Source organism: Pseudomonas cerasi (assembly GCF_900074915.1).
GTDB classification, from domain to species: domain Bacteria; phylum Pseudomonadota; class Gammaproteobacteria; order Pseudomonadales; family Pseudomonadaceae; genus Aquipseudomonas; species Aquipseudomonas cerasi.
In genome coordinates this window covers 5,141,127-5,153,951 of sequence record NZ_LT222319.1, presented here as the reverse complement: position 1 = coordinate 5,153,951, position 12,825 = coordinate 5,141,127, and the positions used below count along the sequence as shown (strand labels likewise).

General features: G+C 58.9%; 14 protein-coding genes. 7 read left to right on the top strand and 7 right to left on the bottom strand.

Annotation, left to right across the window (positions count from 1 at the left end; genetic code table 11):
* Positions 1 to 17 precede the first annotated feature (17 nt).
* The 7 genes from PCPL58_RS25445 to yghU form a co-directional block, all read right to left on the bottom strand.
* Positions 18 to 1,238, bottom strand: coding sequence for an AGE family epimerase/isomerase (locus PCPL58_RS25445; RefSeq protein WP_065350737.1), 1,221 nt, complete (start codon positions 1,236 to 1,238; stop codon positions 18 to 20).
* Positions 1,239 to 1,310: 72 nt separating this feature from the next.
* Entirely contained in the window at positions 1,311 to 3,203 is a 1,893-nt protein-coding gene (gene dxs / locus PCPL58_RS25440) for a 1-deoxy-D-xylulose-5-phosphate synthase (protein ID WP_003366371.1), read from the bottom strand.
* A 162-nt stretch (positions 3,204 to 3,365) separates the two neighbouring features.
* On the bottom strand, positions 3,366 to 4,253 hold the full coding sequence (locus PCPL58_RS25435) for a polyprenyl synthetase family protein (RefSeq protein ID WP_010407759.1): 888 nt from the start codon (positions 4,251 to 4,253) through the stop codon (positions 3,366 to 3,368).
* Complete coding sequence (locus PCPL58_RS25430) at positions 4,250 to 4,495, bottom strand: exodeoxyribonuclease VII small subunit (protein WP_002551852.1); 246 nt, start codon at positions 4,493 to 4,495, stop codon at positions 4,250 to 4,252. Before PCPL58_RS25430 ends, PCPL58_RS25435 begins: the two co-directional genes overlap by 4 nt.
* Before the next feature lie 102 nt (positions 4,496 to 4,597).
* Positions 4,598 to 5,764 carry a cystathionine beta-lyase gene (metC, locus tag PCPL58_RS25425; protein WP_065350736.1) on the bottom strand — a complete coding sequence of 389 codons (1,167 nt, stop codon included), beginning with the start codon at positions 5,762 to 5,764 and terminating at the stop codon, positions 4,598 to 4,600.
* Between the two features lie 78 nt (positions 5,765 to 5,842).
* The gene (locus PCPL58_RS25420) at positions 5,843 to 6,859 is read right to left on the bottom strand and encodes a PDDEXK nuclease domain-containing protein (protein ID WP_003317233.1); all 1,017 of its coding nucleotides are present in this window, start codon (positions 6,857 to 6,859) and stop codon (positions 5,843 to 5,845) included.
* Positions 6,860 to 7,061: 202 nt separating this feature from the next.
* Positions 7,062 to 7,904, bottom strand: a complete 843-nt coding sequence (gene yghU, locus PCPL58_RS25415) for a glutathione-dependent disulfide-bond oxidoreductase (protein WP_065350735.1) — start codon at positions 7,902 to 7,904, stop codon at positions 7,062 to 7,064.
* A 306-nt stretch (positions 7,905 to 8,210) separates the two neighbouring features.
* On the opposite strand from yghU, the gene PCPL58_RS25410 reads away from it, so the two are divergent.
* The 7 genes from PCPL58_RS25410 to PCPL58_RS25380 all read left to right on the top strand — a co-directional run bounded on the left by PCPL58_RS25410 (position 8,211) and on the right by PCPL58_RS25380 (position 12,823).
* The gene (locus PCPL58_RS25410; RefSeq protein ID WP_065350734.1) at positions 8,211 to 8,987 is read left to right on the top strand and encodes an ABC transporter permease; all 777 of its coding nucleotides are present in this window, start codon (positions 8,211 to 8,213) and stop codon (positions 8,985 to 8,987) included.
* Entirely contained in the window at positions 8,984 to 9,688 is a 705-nt protein-coding gene (locus PCPL58_RS25405) for an ABC transporter ATP-binding protein (protein ID WP_065350733.1), read from the top strand. Before PCPL58_RS25410 ends, PCPL58_RS25405 begins: the two co-directional genes overlap by 4 nt.
* A 66-nt stretch (positions 9,689 to 9,754) precedes the next feature.
* Entirely contained in the window at positions 9,755 to 10,516 is a 762-nt protein-coding gene (locus PCPL58_RS25400; RefSeq protein ID WP_065350732.1) for a glycosyltransferase family 2 protein, read from the top strand.
* A gap of 1 nt (position 10,517) precedes the next feature.
* Positions 10,518 to 11,132, top strand: a complete 615-nt coding sequence (locus tag PCPL58_RS25395; protein ID WP_065350731.1) for a PI-PLC domain-containing protein — start codon at positions 10,518 to 10,520, stop codon at positions 11,130 to 11,132.
* A gap of 7 nt (positions 11,133 to 11,139) precedes the next feature.
* The gene (locus PCPL58_RS25390; RefSeq protein WP_065350730.1) at positions 11,140 to 11,778 is read left to right on the top strand and encodes an HAD family hydrolase; all 639 of its coding nucleotides are present in this window, start codon (positions 11,140 to 11,142) and stop codon (positions 11,776 to 11,778) included.
* Positions 11,775 to 12,506, top strand: a complete 732-nt coding sequence (locus PCPL58_RS25385) for a glycosyltransferase family 2 protein (protein ID WP_065350729.1) — start codon at positions 11,775 to 11,777, stop codon at positions 12,504 to 12,506. Before PCPL58_RS25390 ends, PCPL58_RS25385 begins: the two co-directional genes overlap by 4 nt.
* Positions 12,503 to 12,823 carry a hypothetical protein gene (locus PCPL58_RS25380; RefSeq protein ID WP_003317241.1) on the top strand — a complete coding sequence of 107 codons (321 nt, stop codon included), beginning with the start codon at positions 12,503 to 12,505 and terminating at the stop codon, positions 12,821 to 12,823. Before PCPL58_RS25385 ends, PCPL58_RS25380 begins: the two co-directional genes overlap by 4 nt.
* The last annotated feature ends 2 nt before the right edge of the window (positions 12,824 to 12,825 follow it).

The following is a 12,825-nucleotide window of genomic DNA, read 5'->3' as shown; positions in this document are numbered from 1 at the left end:
CGATCAGCTGGGTCTGATCAGCTATCTGCCGGCGTTGGCGGCGGGAATGCGCTGACGAAGCGATTTTCGACGAAATCTGCCAAGCCGATGTAGCAGGTGGCCAAGTGGTAGGGCGTCGTCGACGGCATATCGCTGCGGCTGACCCTGCCATCGGGCTCGACGCACTCGTTCCAGCCCCTGGCATGCAGAAAGCGCTGCTCGAAGGCCGACAGCTGCCGGGTCAAGGCCGCTTCGCAGTCGGGGCGCAGGGCCATCGCCCGCAGGTATTCCGCTTGGGCCCAGATACGCTGGGTGGCATCGCGCACCGTACCATCGAGCGCCAGCATCGCCGTCACAGCCCCGCTGTGAGGATCGACACCCTGCGCCTGAGCGTAGACGAACGCGCGGGTCATGGATTCATGCAGCTCGCGCCCGTGCAGTTCCGGGGACGATTGCAGCAGGAAGAACCATTCGAACTGATGACCTGGCTCGTACCAGTTATCCACAGCGCCCAGAGGCTTCTCCAGCATCACGCCGGTTGCCGTATCGACGAAACGGCGTTGCATGTGGATAACCAGCGCGTCCAGTGCAGCCTGTGTGGCAGGGTCGGCACGCACCGACAGGGTGGCCAGAAAGGCCTCTGCCAAGTGCATCAAGGGGTTTTGCAACGGTCCGGTGCCCAGTATCGACCAGTCTTCATCGAGCTGCGCCTCGTACAGCCCGTCGTTGTCGGCAAAGCGTTCGGCCACAACGTTGAGCGCTGCATTGAGCACCGACTCTGCCAGCGGGTCCTGAGCTTTCGCCCAGTAGTGTGCACAGGCAAAAATAATGAAAGCGTGGGTGTAGAGGTCCTTGCGGCGATCCAGCGGCTTGCCCTGTGGATCGATGCTGTAGAACCAGCCGCCATGCTCGGCATCGTGGAAGTGCTGTTGCAGGGAGCGGAACAATTCACCGGCCCGCGCCCGCGCCCGTGCATCCGGCACTTGTGCGTGATCGATGAGGCTGGAAAACAGAAACAGCTGACGCGCACAGGCCATGGCGCGATAGCGTTGCGGCGGCAACGGTTGATCGCCGGCGTCGAGTGCTTCGTAAGGCAATGCCAATTGTGCGTTCCAGCCAGGACCCTGCCACAGCGGAACGACGACCTGCATGAAGTGCTGCTGCAAGGCGGCGAACAACGAGGTCAATTCAGGCGTGGAGGCGGAGCGGGTCACATGAGGCATCGGCTGGCATCGCGGCAGTGTCGAAGTGCGCAGCATGTTATCAGGATTGCTGCACGAGGGCGGGTGATGATCGTTCCTCACGCCAGGCGCGTGAGGAACCTCTGGCAGTCAGCCAATCAGCGCCAGTCGCTCATTGATCGCGGCTTCGATCCCTTGGGCATCCAGGCCGCACTCGGTGAGCATCTGCGCAGGCTTGGCATGCTCGACGTAGACATCCGGCAGACCCAGGTGCAATACCGACTTGAGGATGTTGGCGCGCGCCAGGAATTCGCTGACCGCAGCACCTGCACCGCCCATGACGGCGTTTTCTTCCAGTGTGACCAGCAACTCGTGGTTGGCGGCAGCTTCGCTGACCAAGGCTTCGTCCAGTGGCTTGACGAAACGCATGTCGATCACCGTTGCATCGAGCTTCTCGGCCACCACCAGCGCCTCGGCCAGTTGCACGCCGAACGCCAATATCGCAACGCCCTGGCCCTGACGCCGCACAACGCCCTTGCCGATCTCGACCGGGTCAAGACTGGCCTCGATCACCGCGTTAGGGCCGGTGCCGCGTGGGTAGCGTACTGCCGCGGGGCCGGTATGCAGGTAACCGGTGCTGAGCAGCTTGCGCAGTTCGTTTTCATCGCTCGGCGTCATCACCAGCATGCCGGGGATGCAGCGCAGGTACGAAAGGTCGAAGCTGCCCGCGTGAGTCGGACCGTCTTCGCCCACCAACCCGGCGCGGTCGATGGCGAACAGCACGTCGAGGTTCTGTACTGCGACGTCGTGGATCAGCTGATCGTAACCACGCTGCAGGAAGGTCGAATAGATCGCCACCACCGGCTTGCTGCCTTCGCACGCCATACCGGCCGCCAGGGTCACTGCGTGTTGCTCGGCAATGGCCACGTCGAAGTAGCGCTCGGGAAAGCGTTCGCTGAACGCAACGAGGTCCGAACCTTCCTTCATCGCCGGCGTGATGCCGACCAGCCGTGAGTCAGCGTCGGCCATGTCACAGATCCACTGGCCGAACACGCCGGAGTATTTCGGTGCGCTGATCTTTTTCTGCGCGGCAGGCGCATTCAGCGGCTCGAGCTTGGTAATGGCGTGATAGCCGATCGGATCGACTTCGGCCGGCGCAAACCCCTTGCCCTTCTTGGTCACCACATGCAGAAACTGCGGGCCTTTCAGGTCACGCATATTGCGCAGGGTGGCGATCAGGGTCGGCAGGTCGTGGCCGTCGATAGGACCGATGTAATTCCAGCCCAGCTCTTCGAAGAGCGTACCCGGGACCAGCATGCCTTTGGCGTACTCTTCGGTGCGCCGCGCGATTTCCCAGGCACCGGGCAGGCGCGAAAGCACCTTTTTGCTGCCTTCACGCATGCTGCTGTAGGTGCGGCTGGAAAGAATCTTGGCCAGATAATTCGATAGCCCGCCGACATTGCGCGAGATCGACATGTCGTTGTCGTTGAGGATCACCAACATGTCGGCGGCCACTTCCGGCGCGTGGTTCAGCGCTTCGAAGGCCATGCCGGCAGTCAGCGCACCGTCGCCGATCACGGCAATCGATTTGCGCTCGCTGCCCTGCAGGCGCGAGGCAATCGCCATGCCCAGCGCGGCGCTGATCGAGGTGCTGGAGTGCCCGACACCAAAGGTGTCGTACTCGCTTTCGCTGCGACGCGGAAAGGCCGCAACCCCGTCCTTCTGGCGCAGCGTGGACATGCGCGCGCGACGGCCGGTGAGGATCTTGTGCGGATAGGCTTGATGACCCACGTCCCACACCAGACGGTCGTCCGGGGTGTCGAAAACGTAATGCAGCGCGATGGTCAGCTCGATGACCCCGAGGCCGGCACCAAAATGCCCTCCGGTCTGGCCAACGGAGTACAGCAATTCCAGGCGCAGTTCATCGGCCAGGGTTTCCAGCTCGGCTTCGCCCAGACGGCGCAGGCCGTGCGGGGTGTCGGCTCGGTCGAGCAACGGCGTGACCGGGCGCTCGCGTGGGATCTCTTTGAACGTCGTGGGCATCAGGCGAATCGTTATAAGTAAAAGAGGCGGCAGTTTACCTTATGCATCGCACGCTGCCCATGAAGTGAGTCGGCGGATGACCTGCCGACTGACATGTGTACTCACTGAGACCACGGTGACGCGTGGTTGATTCAGCGGATTTTCCGGTTCGGGTGACAGTGATCAGTGGCGACGTTCGACGATGTAGCGTGCCAGCTGGCGCAACGGCTCTGCGGCGGCATCGAACGGGCTCAGCGCCTGCAGCGCCTGATCACGCAGTTCCAGTGCGTAGTGTTTGGCCGCTTCCAGGCCCAGCAGCGCCGGGTAGGTCGGCTTGTCACGGGCGATGTCGGCGCCCTGGCGCTTGCCGAGGGTCGCGGTATCGCTTTCGACATCGAGAATGTCGTCCTGAACCTGAAACGCCAGACCGATCGCACGCGCGTAGACCTGTAGGGCATCGAGGCGGGGCTGATCGGCGTGACCGCTGGCCAGTGCGCCAAGGCGGACGCTGGCTTCGATCAATGCACCGGTCTTGTGGCGATGCATGTATTCCAGCGCCGCCTGATCGAGCTTCAGTCCCACTGAACCCAGATCGATAGCCTGACCACCCACCATGCCCGCCGGTCCGGCCGCCGTCGCGAGGGCCGTGACCATCTGCAGACGCGTCTCGGCATCGCGCGACGTTAGGTGAGGGGCGAGCAGGGCCGTGAAGGCCAGGCTCTGCAGGCCGTCACCGGCGAGGATCGCGCAGGCTTCATCGAAGGCCTTGTGTGTGGTTGGCTGGCCGCGACGCAAGTCGTCGTCGTCCATTGCCGGCAAATCGTCATGGACCAGCGAGTAGGCATGAATCAGTTCAACGGCACAGGCGGCGCCGTTGGCATCCTCGGCTACACCGCCCAGTGCTTCGCAGGCGGCATACGCGAGCAGCGGGCGTACGCGCTTGCCGCCGTTCATCACGCTGTAGCGCATGGCTTCGTAGAGGCGTTCGAGCTCAGGGCCCGGGGCCTTGAACAGCCCGTCGAGTGCTGCGTTGACGCGAGTCTGGCTTTGCGCTTGATAGCTCGCGATCATTCGGGGAGTTCCGCATCGTCGAACGGCTCTTCGCTGAGCTCGCCATCGCGTTCCAGCAATACCTGAACCTTCTGCTCGGCCTGGGTGAGGGCGCTCTGGCAGTCGCGGGTCAGGCGTACACCTTGCTCGAAGGCGGTCAGGGAGTCTTCCAGCGACAACTCGCCATTCTCCAGCCGCTCTACCAGCGCTTGCAGGTCAGCGAGTGACTGTTCGAAATCCAGTGCAGCTTTCTTGCGGGCCATGAGGGCATTTCCGGTAGAGGTTAAACCGCGCGACACTAGCAGAGCGTTGGCGTCTGGGCAAATTGCGGCGACGGACCTGCGCTCTTCAAGCGGCTGCCGGGGTCAACCTGCCGCGAATCCGTTCTGCAGATCCGCGATCAGGTCTTCCGGGCTTTCCAGGCCGACCTGCAGCCGCAGCATCGGGCCGCTACCGTGCTCGGGACCGTGTTGTTCGACTTCCGTGATCAGGCTTTCAAAACCACCCCAGGAGTAGCCGACGCCGAACAGTTTCAACGCGCCGGTAAAGCGATCCAGCACCTGCCGGTCAACGGTGTTGAATTCAAAACTGAGCAAGCCGTTGCAGCCATGGAAGTCGCGCTTCCAGATCGCGTGGCCCTGATCGTCCGGCAACGCGGGATACAGCACGCGGGCAACCTGGGGCTGAGTCTGCAGCCATTGTGCGATCTGCAGCGCGTGACGCTCATGCATGGCCATGCGCGCCGCCAGACTGCGGGCGCCACGCAGCACCAGATAGGCATCGTCGGGGCTGACGGTATTGCCCACGGCGGTGTTCATGGTTTTCAGGGTATGCCAGTGCGCTTCGGTGGTGCTGACGCTGCCCATCATCACGTCGGAGTGGCCGGCCACGTACTTGGTCAGGGCCATCAGCGAAATGTCCGCGCCCAGCTCCAGCGGCTTGTACAGCACCCCCGAGCCCCAGGAGTTATCCACAGCCAGCAGCAGATTCCTTGCTTTGCACAGCTGTGACAGGGATGGCAGGTCACACATGTCGAATGTCAGCGAGCCGGGCACTTCGGCATAGATCATCCGGGTGTTGGCCTTGATCAGCGATTCCACGTTACTGCCGTTGGCCGCGTAGAAATCGAACTGGATGTCGAAGGCGGTCAGCATGGTTTTCGCCAGCCGCCGAACAGGACCATAGACCGATTCGGTGATCAGGACATGATCGCCAGGGCGTAGAAACGATTGAAACATCTGTGCCACTGCGGCCAGCCCGGTCGGGTACAGGCAGGTGCCGTGTGCACCTTCGAGCTCGGAGATCAGGTCCTGCAAGGCAAACGCAGTCGGGCTGCCGTTGGCGCCGTAAGTCAGCGAGCGCTCCGGTCCTGCGGTGCGAATTTCCGCCTGCCGCAAGCTTTCCAGACTGTCGAACAGCACCGTACTGAGGCGCACGACGGGTGGGTTGACCGCAATCCCCGGCCCGCTGGCAGCACTGCGACCGCGTTGCGAAAGGGCGGTGTGGGCACGAGGGTCTTTGTCTTGCGGCATTGGAGGCTCCGGGTGAAAAGGCTTGCAGGCTGCGGCTCAGGTACCCGCAAGCGTAATGCATCGTGCGCCTGGCAGGTATCACTGATCGTTCAACACAGCGCTCGCGTAGAACTCATGCAGTTTCGCTTGCAGTAACTGTCTGTCCGGCAGGCGGGTCTGGTACTCGGCAATCAACGCGGGTGAAAGCGAGCGGTTCAGAGCGTACTCGACGACTTCGTCGTTTTTGCTGGCGCAGAGTAAGACGCCAATGGCCGGGTTTTCATGGGGTTTGCGTTCGTTGCGGTCCAGCGCTTCCAGGTAGAAGTCCAGTTTGCCGAGGTATTCGGGCTCAAAGCGGCCGACCTTGAGCTCAATGGCAACGAGGCAATTGAGGCCTCGATGGAAAAACAGCAGATCCAGAGCAAAGTCCTGGCCGCCGACCTGCAACGCGTACTCGGAGCCGACAAAACAGAAGTCGCGGCCTAGCTCGATCAGAAAGTCCCTCAGGCGTTTCAACAAACCGCCATGCAGGTCCGCTTCGGCGTGCCCCGGTGGCAGCTCCAGAAACTCCACCATGTAGGCATCACGGAATATATCCAGTGCGGCCGGCCGGGTTTCCTTGAGCATCGCCGAGGCTTTGGCTGGCTGGGTGACAGTGCGCTCGAATAGAGCGTTCTTGAATTGGCGCTCAAGTTCGCGACTGGACCACTTTTCCCTGATTGCCATACGCAGATAAAACTCACGCTCTTCGGGGCGCTTGCTTTGACTGAAGATGATCAGGTGATGGGTCCACGGCAATTGTGTCAGCACCGCTGACACTACCTCATCGTCGCGGTAGACCTCAAAGAATTGGCGCATGCGAAACAGATTACGACGTGTGAAACCACGCAGTCCTGGCTGGGTGGTGGCCAGATGTTCGGCAAGCTGGGTGACCACCGCGTCACCCCATTCAGCGTTTTCAAGCTTGCGACTGATGTAAGCGCCGACTTGCCAGTAAAGCTCGATCAATTGCGTGTTCACCGCCTGTGCGGCCTGCTGTCGAGCGCTCCGGATCATGGCGAGCACTTCATCAAAGCGATCATGTACAGGCGTATGCGGTGTGTTGGGAGTACTCATACTGAAAGTACTCCACTGCGTAGCAACCTGATGGGCGATTGCGAGCGAAAGTCTGGAAGAACGGTTGTTCGGCTCATAAAGGCGCGTCCTTGGGCGGTGGTTAAGGTCGGCTACTTTACGTGCAGATCAGGACGTTCTGTTCCAGAGTTTCCTGTGGGTTTGTAGCATCAGGTTTCTGTTCGCGAAGGACTTGACGTGTGCCTTATTTATCCAGATCGGATGCCTGATGCCGCTCCGGAACCTGATCGGCTTCTTCGCCCCAGGTGCGATTGACCTTCTGGCCTTTGATAACGGCCGGGCGTGCGGCGATTTCTTCCGTCCAGCGAATCAGGTTCGGGTATTCGTGTACCGAGAGGAATTCGGCAGCCGAATACACTTTGTTCCGCACCAGCGCGCCATACCATGGCCAGACCGCGATATCGGCAATCGTGTAGGTATCGCCAGCCAGGTAGCGATGCTCGCCCAGGCGGCGGTTGAGCACATCGAGTTGGCGCTTGGCCTCCATCGCGAAGCGGTTGATGGGGTATTCGAGTTTCTCGGGCGCGTAGGCATAGAAATGCCCGAAACCGCCACCCAGATAAGGCGCGGCGCCCATCTGCCAGAACAGCCAGTTCAGCGTTTCGGTACGGCCTGCCGGGTCGGCCGGCAGGAAGCTGGAAAACTTCTCAGCCAGGTACAGCAGGATAGAGCCGGACTCGAATACCCGAACAGGTGTTTCATGGCTTCGGTCCAGCAATGCCGGGATCTTGGAATTGGGATTGATCTCGACAAAGCCGCTGGAGAACTGATCGCCCTCGGAGATGCGGATCAGCCAGGCATCGTATTCCGCGCCGCTGTGCCCGAGCGCCAGCAGCTCTTCGAGCATGATCGTGACCTTTACACCGTTGGGTGTGGCCAGTGAATAAAGCTGCAGCGGGTGTTTGCCGACCGGCAGCTCCTTGTCGTGCGTGGGGCCGGCGACGGGCCGGTTGATGCTGGCGAACGTGCCGCCCGCTTTTGTTTGCTGGTGCCAGACCTTCGGCGGAGTGTAGGGCGTTTGCGTCATGAGAAGCCTCGCTTGTTCAAGGGGGATCGCTGGACCGGTCGTGTTGCAAAGGACCATTGATGTTATAGATCAACGCGCGTGCAGGGAAGTGCCTTGCGATCGTGAACGAGTGTAACGAGGGGCTCAGTTCGCTGCCGTTGGTAGCTTGTGGAATATTCCCACAGGAACTAAGGCGGCGTCCTATAGCTGTAGCTGGGTAAAAGAAGAGAACATGTGTTCGCAGCGTGAGGTCATAAGGTTATCCATTTATGATCTTGGTTGTCAAAGTCGCTCTCTCTGATTTACCTATTAATAGCTGGATACCGTATGCCGTCTTTCTGCAGTCCGGGCGTGATGAAGTGGCGTGACCTGATCATCAATCTTGTTTCCAAGGAAATAAAAATCCGTTACATGGGTGCAACGTTGGGTTTTGTCTGGTCGTTGGGTAACCCATTGGTTGTCACGCTCACGTATTACACGGTGTTCACTTATATTCTGCCCAGTAGTCAGGACCGCTTTGCGCTGCACCTGGTGACAGGGGTTGTCCATTGGATGCTTCTGGCACAAATTGTTTCGCAAAGCGGAGAGTGGCTGATCAATAACGGCAACCTCATTCGAAAGTTGCGCTTTCCTCGTCTTTTACTGCCTGTTTCCGGTGCGCTGGCCATCGTCGTTTTCTGGGCCGGCTGCATGCTCGTCTATGCATCGCTATTTGCCATGCTGGGCGGTGTCTTTTCGCGTGCACTGTTGTTTTATCCGATTGTGCTGATCGCATTCATGGCATTGATCATGGGCGTTGGTCTGGCACTCAGCGTCATCCAGGTCACCGTACGGGATGCCAAGCACTTCACCGATGTGTTTCTACCCTTGTTGTTCTGGCTTACACCCATCGTATGGGTGACCTCATCGCTGCCCGACGGTGTCGCCCGCATTGCGGCCTATAACCCGGTAGGCCTGTACTTCAACAGTTTTACCCGCATTCTGCATGCCGGAATCGTTCCCGAGCCCCGTGATTTGCTGCTGTGCGTGTTCATGGGCGCTGCGTCGCTGCTGGTGGGCCTGTTGATGTTCAGGAAGGTGGACCGCGTGGTGGAATATCTATGAGTCGCGTCGTCATCAAGGCAGAGAACCTTACCAAACAGTTTGTTCTGCGCCATAACAGAGGCGGTTTGAAGAAGAAGTTTCTGGGGCTGTTTGACACTCGATATCGTGAGCGTGCCGAAACATTCACGGCAGTCAGTGATGTCTCGTTCACCTTGCACAAAGGTGAGTCGCTTGCACTGGTGGGGCATAACGGTTCAGGTAAAAGTACCTTGTTGCAACTGGTCTCACGCATTCTTGTGCCCACCAGTGGGCGGCTGACCAGTGTGGGGCGAGTAGCACCGCTAATCGAAATAGGAGTGGGTTTTCACCCTGAACTGACCGGCGAGGAAAATATCTACCTCAATGCCAGTCTGTTTGGATTGAGTAACAAGGAAGTGCGTTCGCGCTTCAACGAGATTGTCGATTTTTCCGGGTTGGGAAACTTCATCGATACACCGGTAAAGAACTATTCGTCAGGCATGTACATGAGGCTGGGTTTTTCAGTTGCCGTTCATGTCGAGCCTCAGACATTACTGGCTGACGAAGTACTTGCGGTGGGTGATGAAGAGCTCAAGCGCAAATGCCACGAACGAATTCGAATGATGCAGGATGACGGGATGGCCTTGATCCTTGTTACCCACGCAGTAGAAGAAGGTAAAGAGTTTTGCCAGCGTTACTTGACGCTTGAGCGCGGCCGGATGACCGAGCAGGGTTATTACTGATTCATTGTTTCGTGATGCCATGCTTCCAGTCAACTTGGCCATCACTCAATTCATAAAGGTATTTCCATGTTGCAAATTATCGTTCCGATGGCCGGGGCCGGGAGTCGCTTTGCGGTTGCGGGCTACACCGACCCCAAACCCTTGATCCCTGTACATGGTGTACCGATGATCAAGGTCGTGATCGACAACCTGACGCCGAAGTGCCCGCACAGATTCATCTTTATCTGTCAGTCGGAACAGGTCGCACGTTACGGGCTGAGGGAAAGACTGAATGCCTGGGCGCCCGGCTGCGAGATCGTCGAGCTCGGCGGCCTGACCGGGGGCGCTGCGTGCTCGGTGTATGCAGCGCGGCACCTGCTCGACGACAGCCAGCAAGTGATGATTGCCAACAGCGACCAGTACGTCGATGTGGATATAAATGCCTATCTGCAGGCAATGAGCGAGAGCGATGCAGAGGGTTTGATCATGACCATGAAAGCCAACGATCCGAAATGGTCTTTCGTTGGCTTCAGTGCAGCAGGCCTGATCGACCGTGTGGTGGAAAAGGAGGTTATCTCTGACGAGGCCACTGTCGGCATCTATAACGTTCGCCGCGCAGGTCAACTGATATCGGCCATTGAGGCGATGGTCGCGAAAGATCTTCGCGTCAACGGCGAGTTCTATGTCGCACCGGTTTACAACGAGCTCATCGGGCAGGGCGCCAGGGTCATTCATTACAGCATTGGTGCAGAAGGTCATGGCATTTATGGCCTGGGCATCCCGGCAGACCTCAACCAGTTCCTGTCGTTGCCGCTGAGCAGGCAGGCAGCCTCGGGAAAAGAGGCCTGACATGCAGATCATCAGCCATCGCGGCTATTGGCTGCAAAGGCCGCAGCGCAATCTGCCCGAAGCCTTTCATCGATCATTCGACCTTGGCTTCGGCACCGAAACCGATGTCCGTGATGTGGCTCGCCAGTTGGTCATCTCCCACGACATGCCTGCGGGCGGCGAGCTGACGCTGGACGGCCTGCTCGACATCATGGCGGGCCGCAACCTGCCTCTGGCCATCAACGTCAAGGCGGATGGCCTGGCACAGGCTCTCGCTGCAACCTTCGCCCGTTACGGCCATACCAACTGGTTCGCCTTCGATATGGCGGTGCCGGACATGCGGAGTTACCTCAACGCCAACCTCACCACTTACACCCGTCTCAGCGATGTAGAGCCGTCGCCAGCCTGGCTCAAACAGGCTGCAGGCGTCTGGCTTGACGGTTTTGAGGGTGAGTGGTTCTCCAACCAGATCATTGGCGATCTTTTTTCCCTGGGCAAGCAGGTTTGTGTGGTGTCACCCGAATTGCACGGGCGTGGTCATGGCGCCCTGTGGCAGCAATTGCTCGAGTTCAGGTCGCAGGACCGTTTGATGCTGTGTACTGATCTTCCCGCAGACGCAGCCACTTTCTTCACGTGAGGCAATCATGATCAAGGCAGTGATTTTCGATATGGACGGTGTCCTTATCGACGCCAAGGAATGGCATTACAACGCACTCAACAGAGCGCTCAGCCTGTTCGGTTACAATATCAGTCGCCACGAACATCTCACCGCCTACGACGGTCTGCCCACCTCGCGCAAACTCGACATGCTGAGTGTCGAACGCGACCTGCCGGTTGCGTTGCACGCCTTCATCAACGAGATGAAGCAGCAGTACACCATGGAGATCGTTTACGCCCAGTGCAAACCGACCTTTGTGCATCAGTACGCGTTGTCATCACTGAAAACGCTGGGTTACAAGCTGGCAGTGGCGTCCAACTCCATTCGCAACACCGTGGAGGTCATGATGAACAGGGCAGATCTCGACCAATACCTCGATCTGCGGCTCTCCAACGAAGACGTCAAGCATGCCAAACCAGCGCCGGATATCTACACCAAGGCCATCAGCCAACTGGGTCTTCAGCCTGAAGAATGCCTCATCGTCGAGGACAACGAGAATGGCATCAAGGCCGCCAGAGACTCAGGCGCACATCTTCTGGTCGTGGCTGAAACCTGCGATGTAAACCTCAATAACATTCTTGGCAAAGTTGAACAGATCAACTTCGACAAGGCGGCAGTCCTGTGAGCGCGTTGAATATCATTCTTCTGACCGGCAGGCAGACAGAGGCGCCGCATGATGAGGGCGAGTACCCGCACTACCTGTGCGAACACAAAGGCAAGCCGCTGATTCATACGCTGATAGACAACTGCGCAGTACTTCAGCCGCGCAGGATGATCTGCACATTCTCGAACAACGAGATCGCCCGGCTGCACCTTCGCAACATGGTCCCGCAAATGCACCCGTCGGCCAGTGTTCTACCGGTCCACAACATCACCCGTGGTGCGGCTTGCACAGCGCTTCTGGCGAGCGAAGAAATCGACAACGATGACGAACTGCTGATTCTCAGCGTCAGCGACTTTCTGGATATCCAGCTGCTGGATGCAGTGCGTGCGTTTCGGCAACGTCATGAGGATGCCGGAGTGGTCATCTTCAATTCTCTGCACCCTCGTTATTCATTCGCGCGCCTGGACAGCGACTGCCGGGTTATCGAAGCAGCCGAAAAGAACCCGATCAGCTCAAACGCCATTGCCGGTGTGTACTGGTTCAAGTCCGGCTCGCTATTCGTATCGGCAGCCAAGGAGATGATTCGCAAGGACGCCAGGGTCAACGACAACTTCTACATAGCCCCCGCTCTCAATGAGCTGGTGCTGTTGCAGAAAAAGATCGGCGCCTACCGGATCGAACCCAATCAGTACCGGCCACTGAAAACCGACAGTCAGCTCCACGCTTTCGAAGCAGGAGACATGCGATGAAAACGGCCAGACTGGAAGACATGGTCAAAGGCTGGTTCGTGGGCGGATTCGAACCTGCAGTTTTCAGTACCGAGTCCTGTGAGGTCGGGGTCAAGACCTACAAGGCAGGTGAAAAGGAAGCGGCTCATTACCACAAGGTCGCCACCGAGATAACCGTACTCATTGCCGGGTCGGTCAACATGCGCGATCAGGTCTGGCATGCCGGCGACATCATCGTTCTGGAGCCGGGCGATATCACGGCGTTTGAAGCGCTCACCGATGCGACCACCGTTGTCGTGAAGGTGCCGGGTGCGCTTGCTGACAAGTACGTCGTCTGACC

Excerpts from the sequence above, each read along its gene's own strand:
- PCPL58_RS25445 (WP_065350737.1), bottom strand. The coding sequence starts at position 1,238 with ATGCTGCGCACTTCGACACTGCCGCGATGCCAGCCGATGCCTCATGTG.
- dxs (WP_003366371.1), bottom strand. The coding sequence starts at position 3,203 with ATGCCCACGACGTTCAAAGAGATCCCACGCGAGCGCCCGGTCACGCCG.
- PCPL58_RS25435 (WP_010407759.1), bottom strand. The coding sequence starts at position 4,253 with ATGATCGCGAGCTATCAAGCGCAAAGCCAGACTCGCGTCAACGCAGCA.
- PCPL58_RS25430 (WP_002551852.1), bottom strand. The coding sequence starts at position 4,495 with ATGGCCCGCAAGAAAGCTGCACTGGATTTCGAACAGTCACTCGCTGAC.
- metC (WP_065350736.1), bottom strand. The coding sequence starts at position 5,764 with ATGCCGCAAGACAAAGACCCTCGTGCCCACACCGCCCTTTCGCAACGC.
- PCPL58_RS25420 (WP_003317233.1), bottom strand. The coding sequence starts at position 6,859 with ATGAGTACTCCCAACACACCGCATACGCCTGTACATGATCGCTTTGAT.
- yghU (WP_065350735.1), bottom strand. The coding sequence starts at position 7,904 with ATGACGCAAACGCCCTACACTCCGCCGAAGGTCTGGCACCAGCAAACA.
- PCPL58_RS25410 (WP_065350734.1), top strand. The coding sequence starts at position 8,211 with ATGCCGTCTTTCTGCAGTCCGGGCGTGATGAAGTGGCGTGACCTGATC.
- PCPL58_RS25405 (WP_065350733.1), top strand. The coding sequence starts at position 8,984 with ATGAGTCGCGTCGTCATCAAGGCAGAGAACCTTACCAAACAGTTTGTT.
- PCPL58_RS25400 (WP_065350732.1), top strand. The coding sequence starts at position 9,755 with ATGTTGCAAATTATCGTTCCGATGGCCGGGGCCGGGAGTCGCTTTGCG.
- PCPL58_RS25395 (WP_065350731.1), top strand. The coding sequence starts at position 10,518 with ATGCAGATCATCAGCCATCGCGGCTATTGGCTGCAAAGGCCGCAGCGC.
- PCPL58_RS25390 (WP_065350730.1), top strand. The coding sequence starts at position 11,140 with ATGATCAAGGCAGTGATTTTCGATATGGACGGTGTCCTTATCGACGCC.
- PCPL58_RS25380 (WP_003317241.1), top strand. The coding sequence starts at position 12,503 with ATGAAAACGGCCAGACTGGAAGACATGGTCAAAGGCTGGTTCGTGGGC.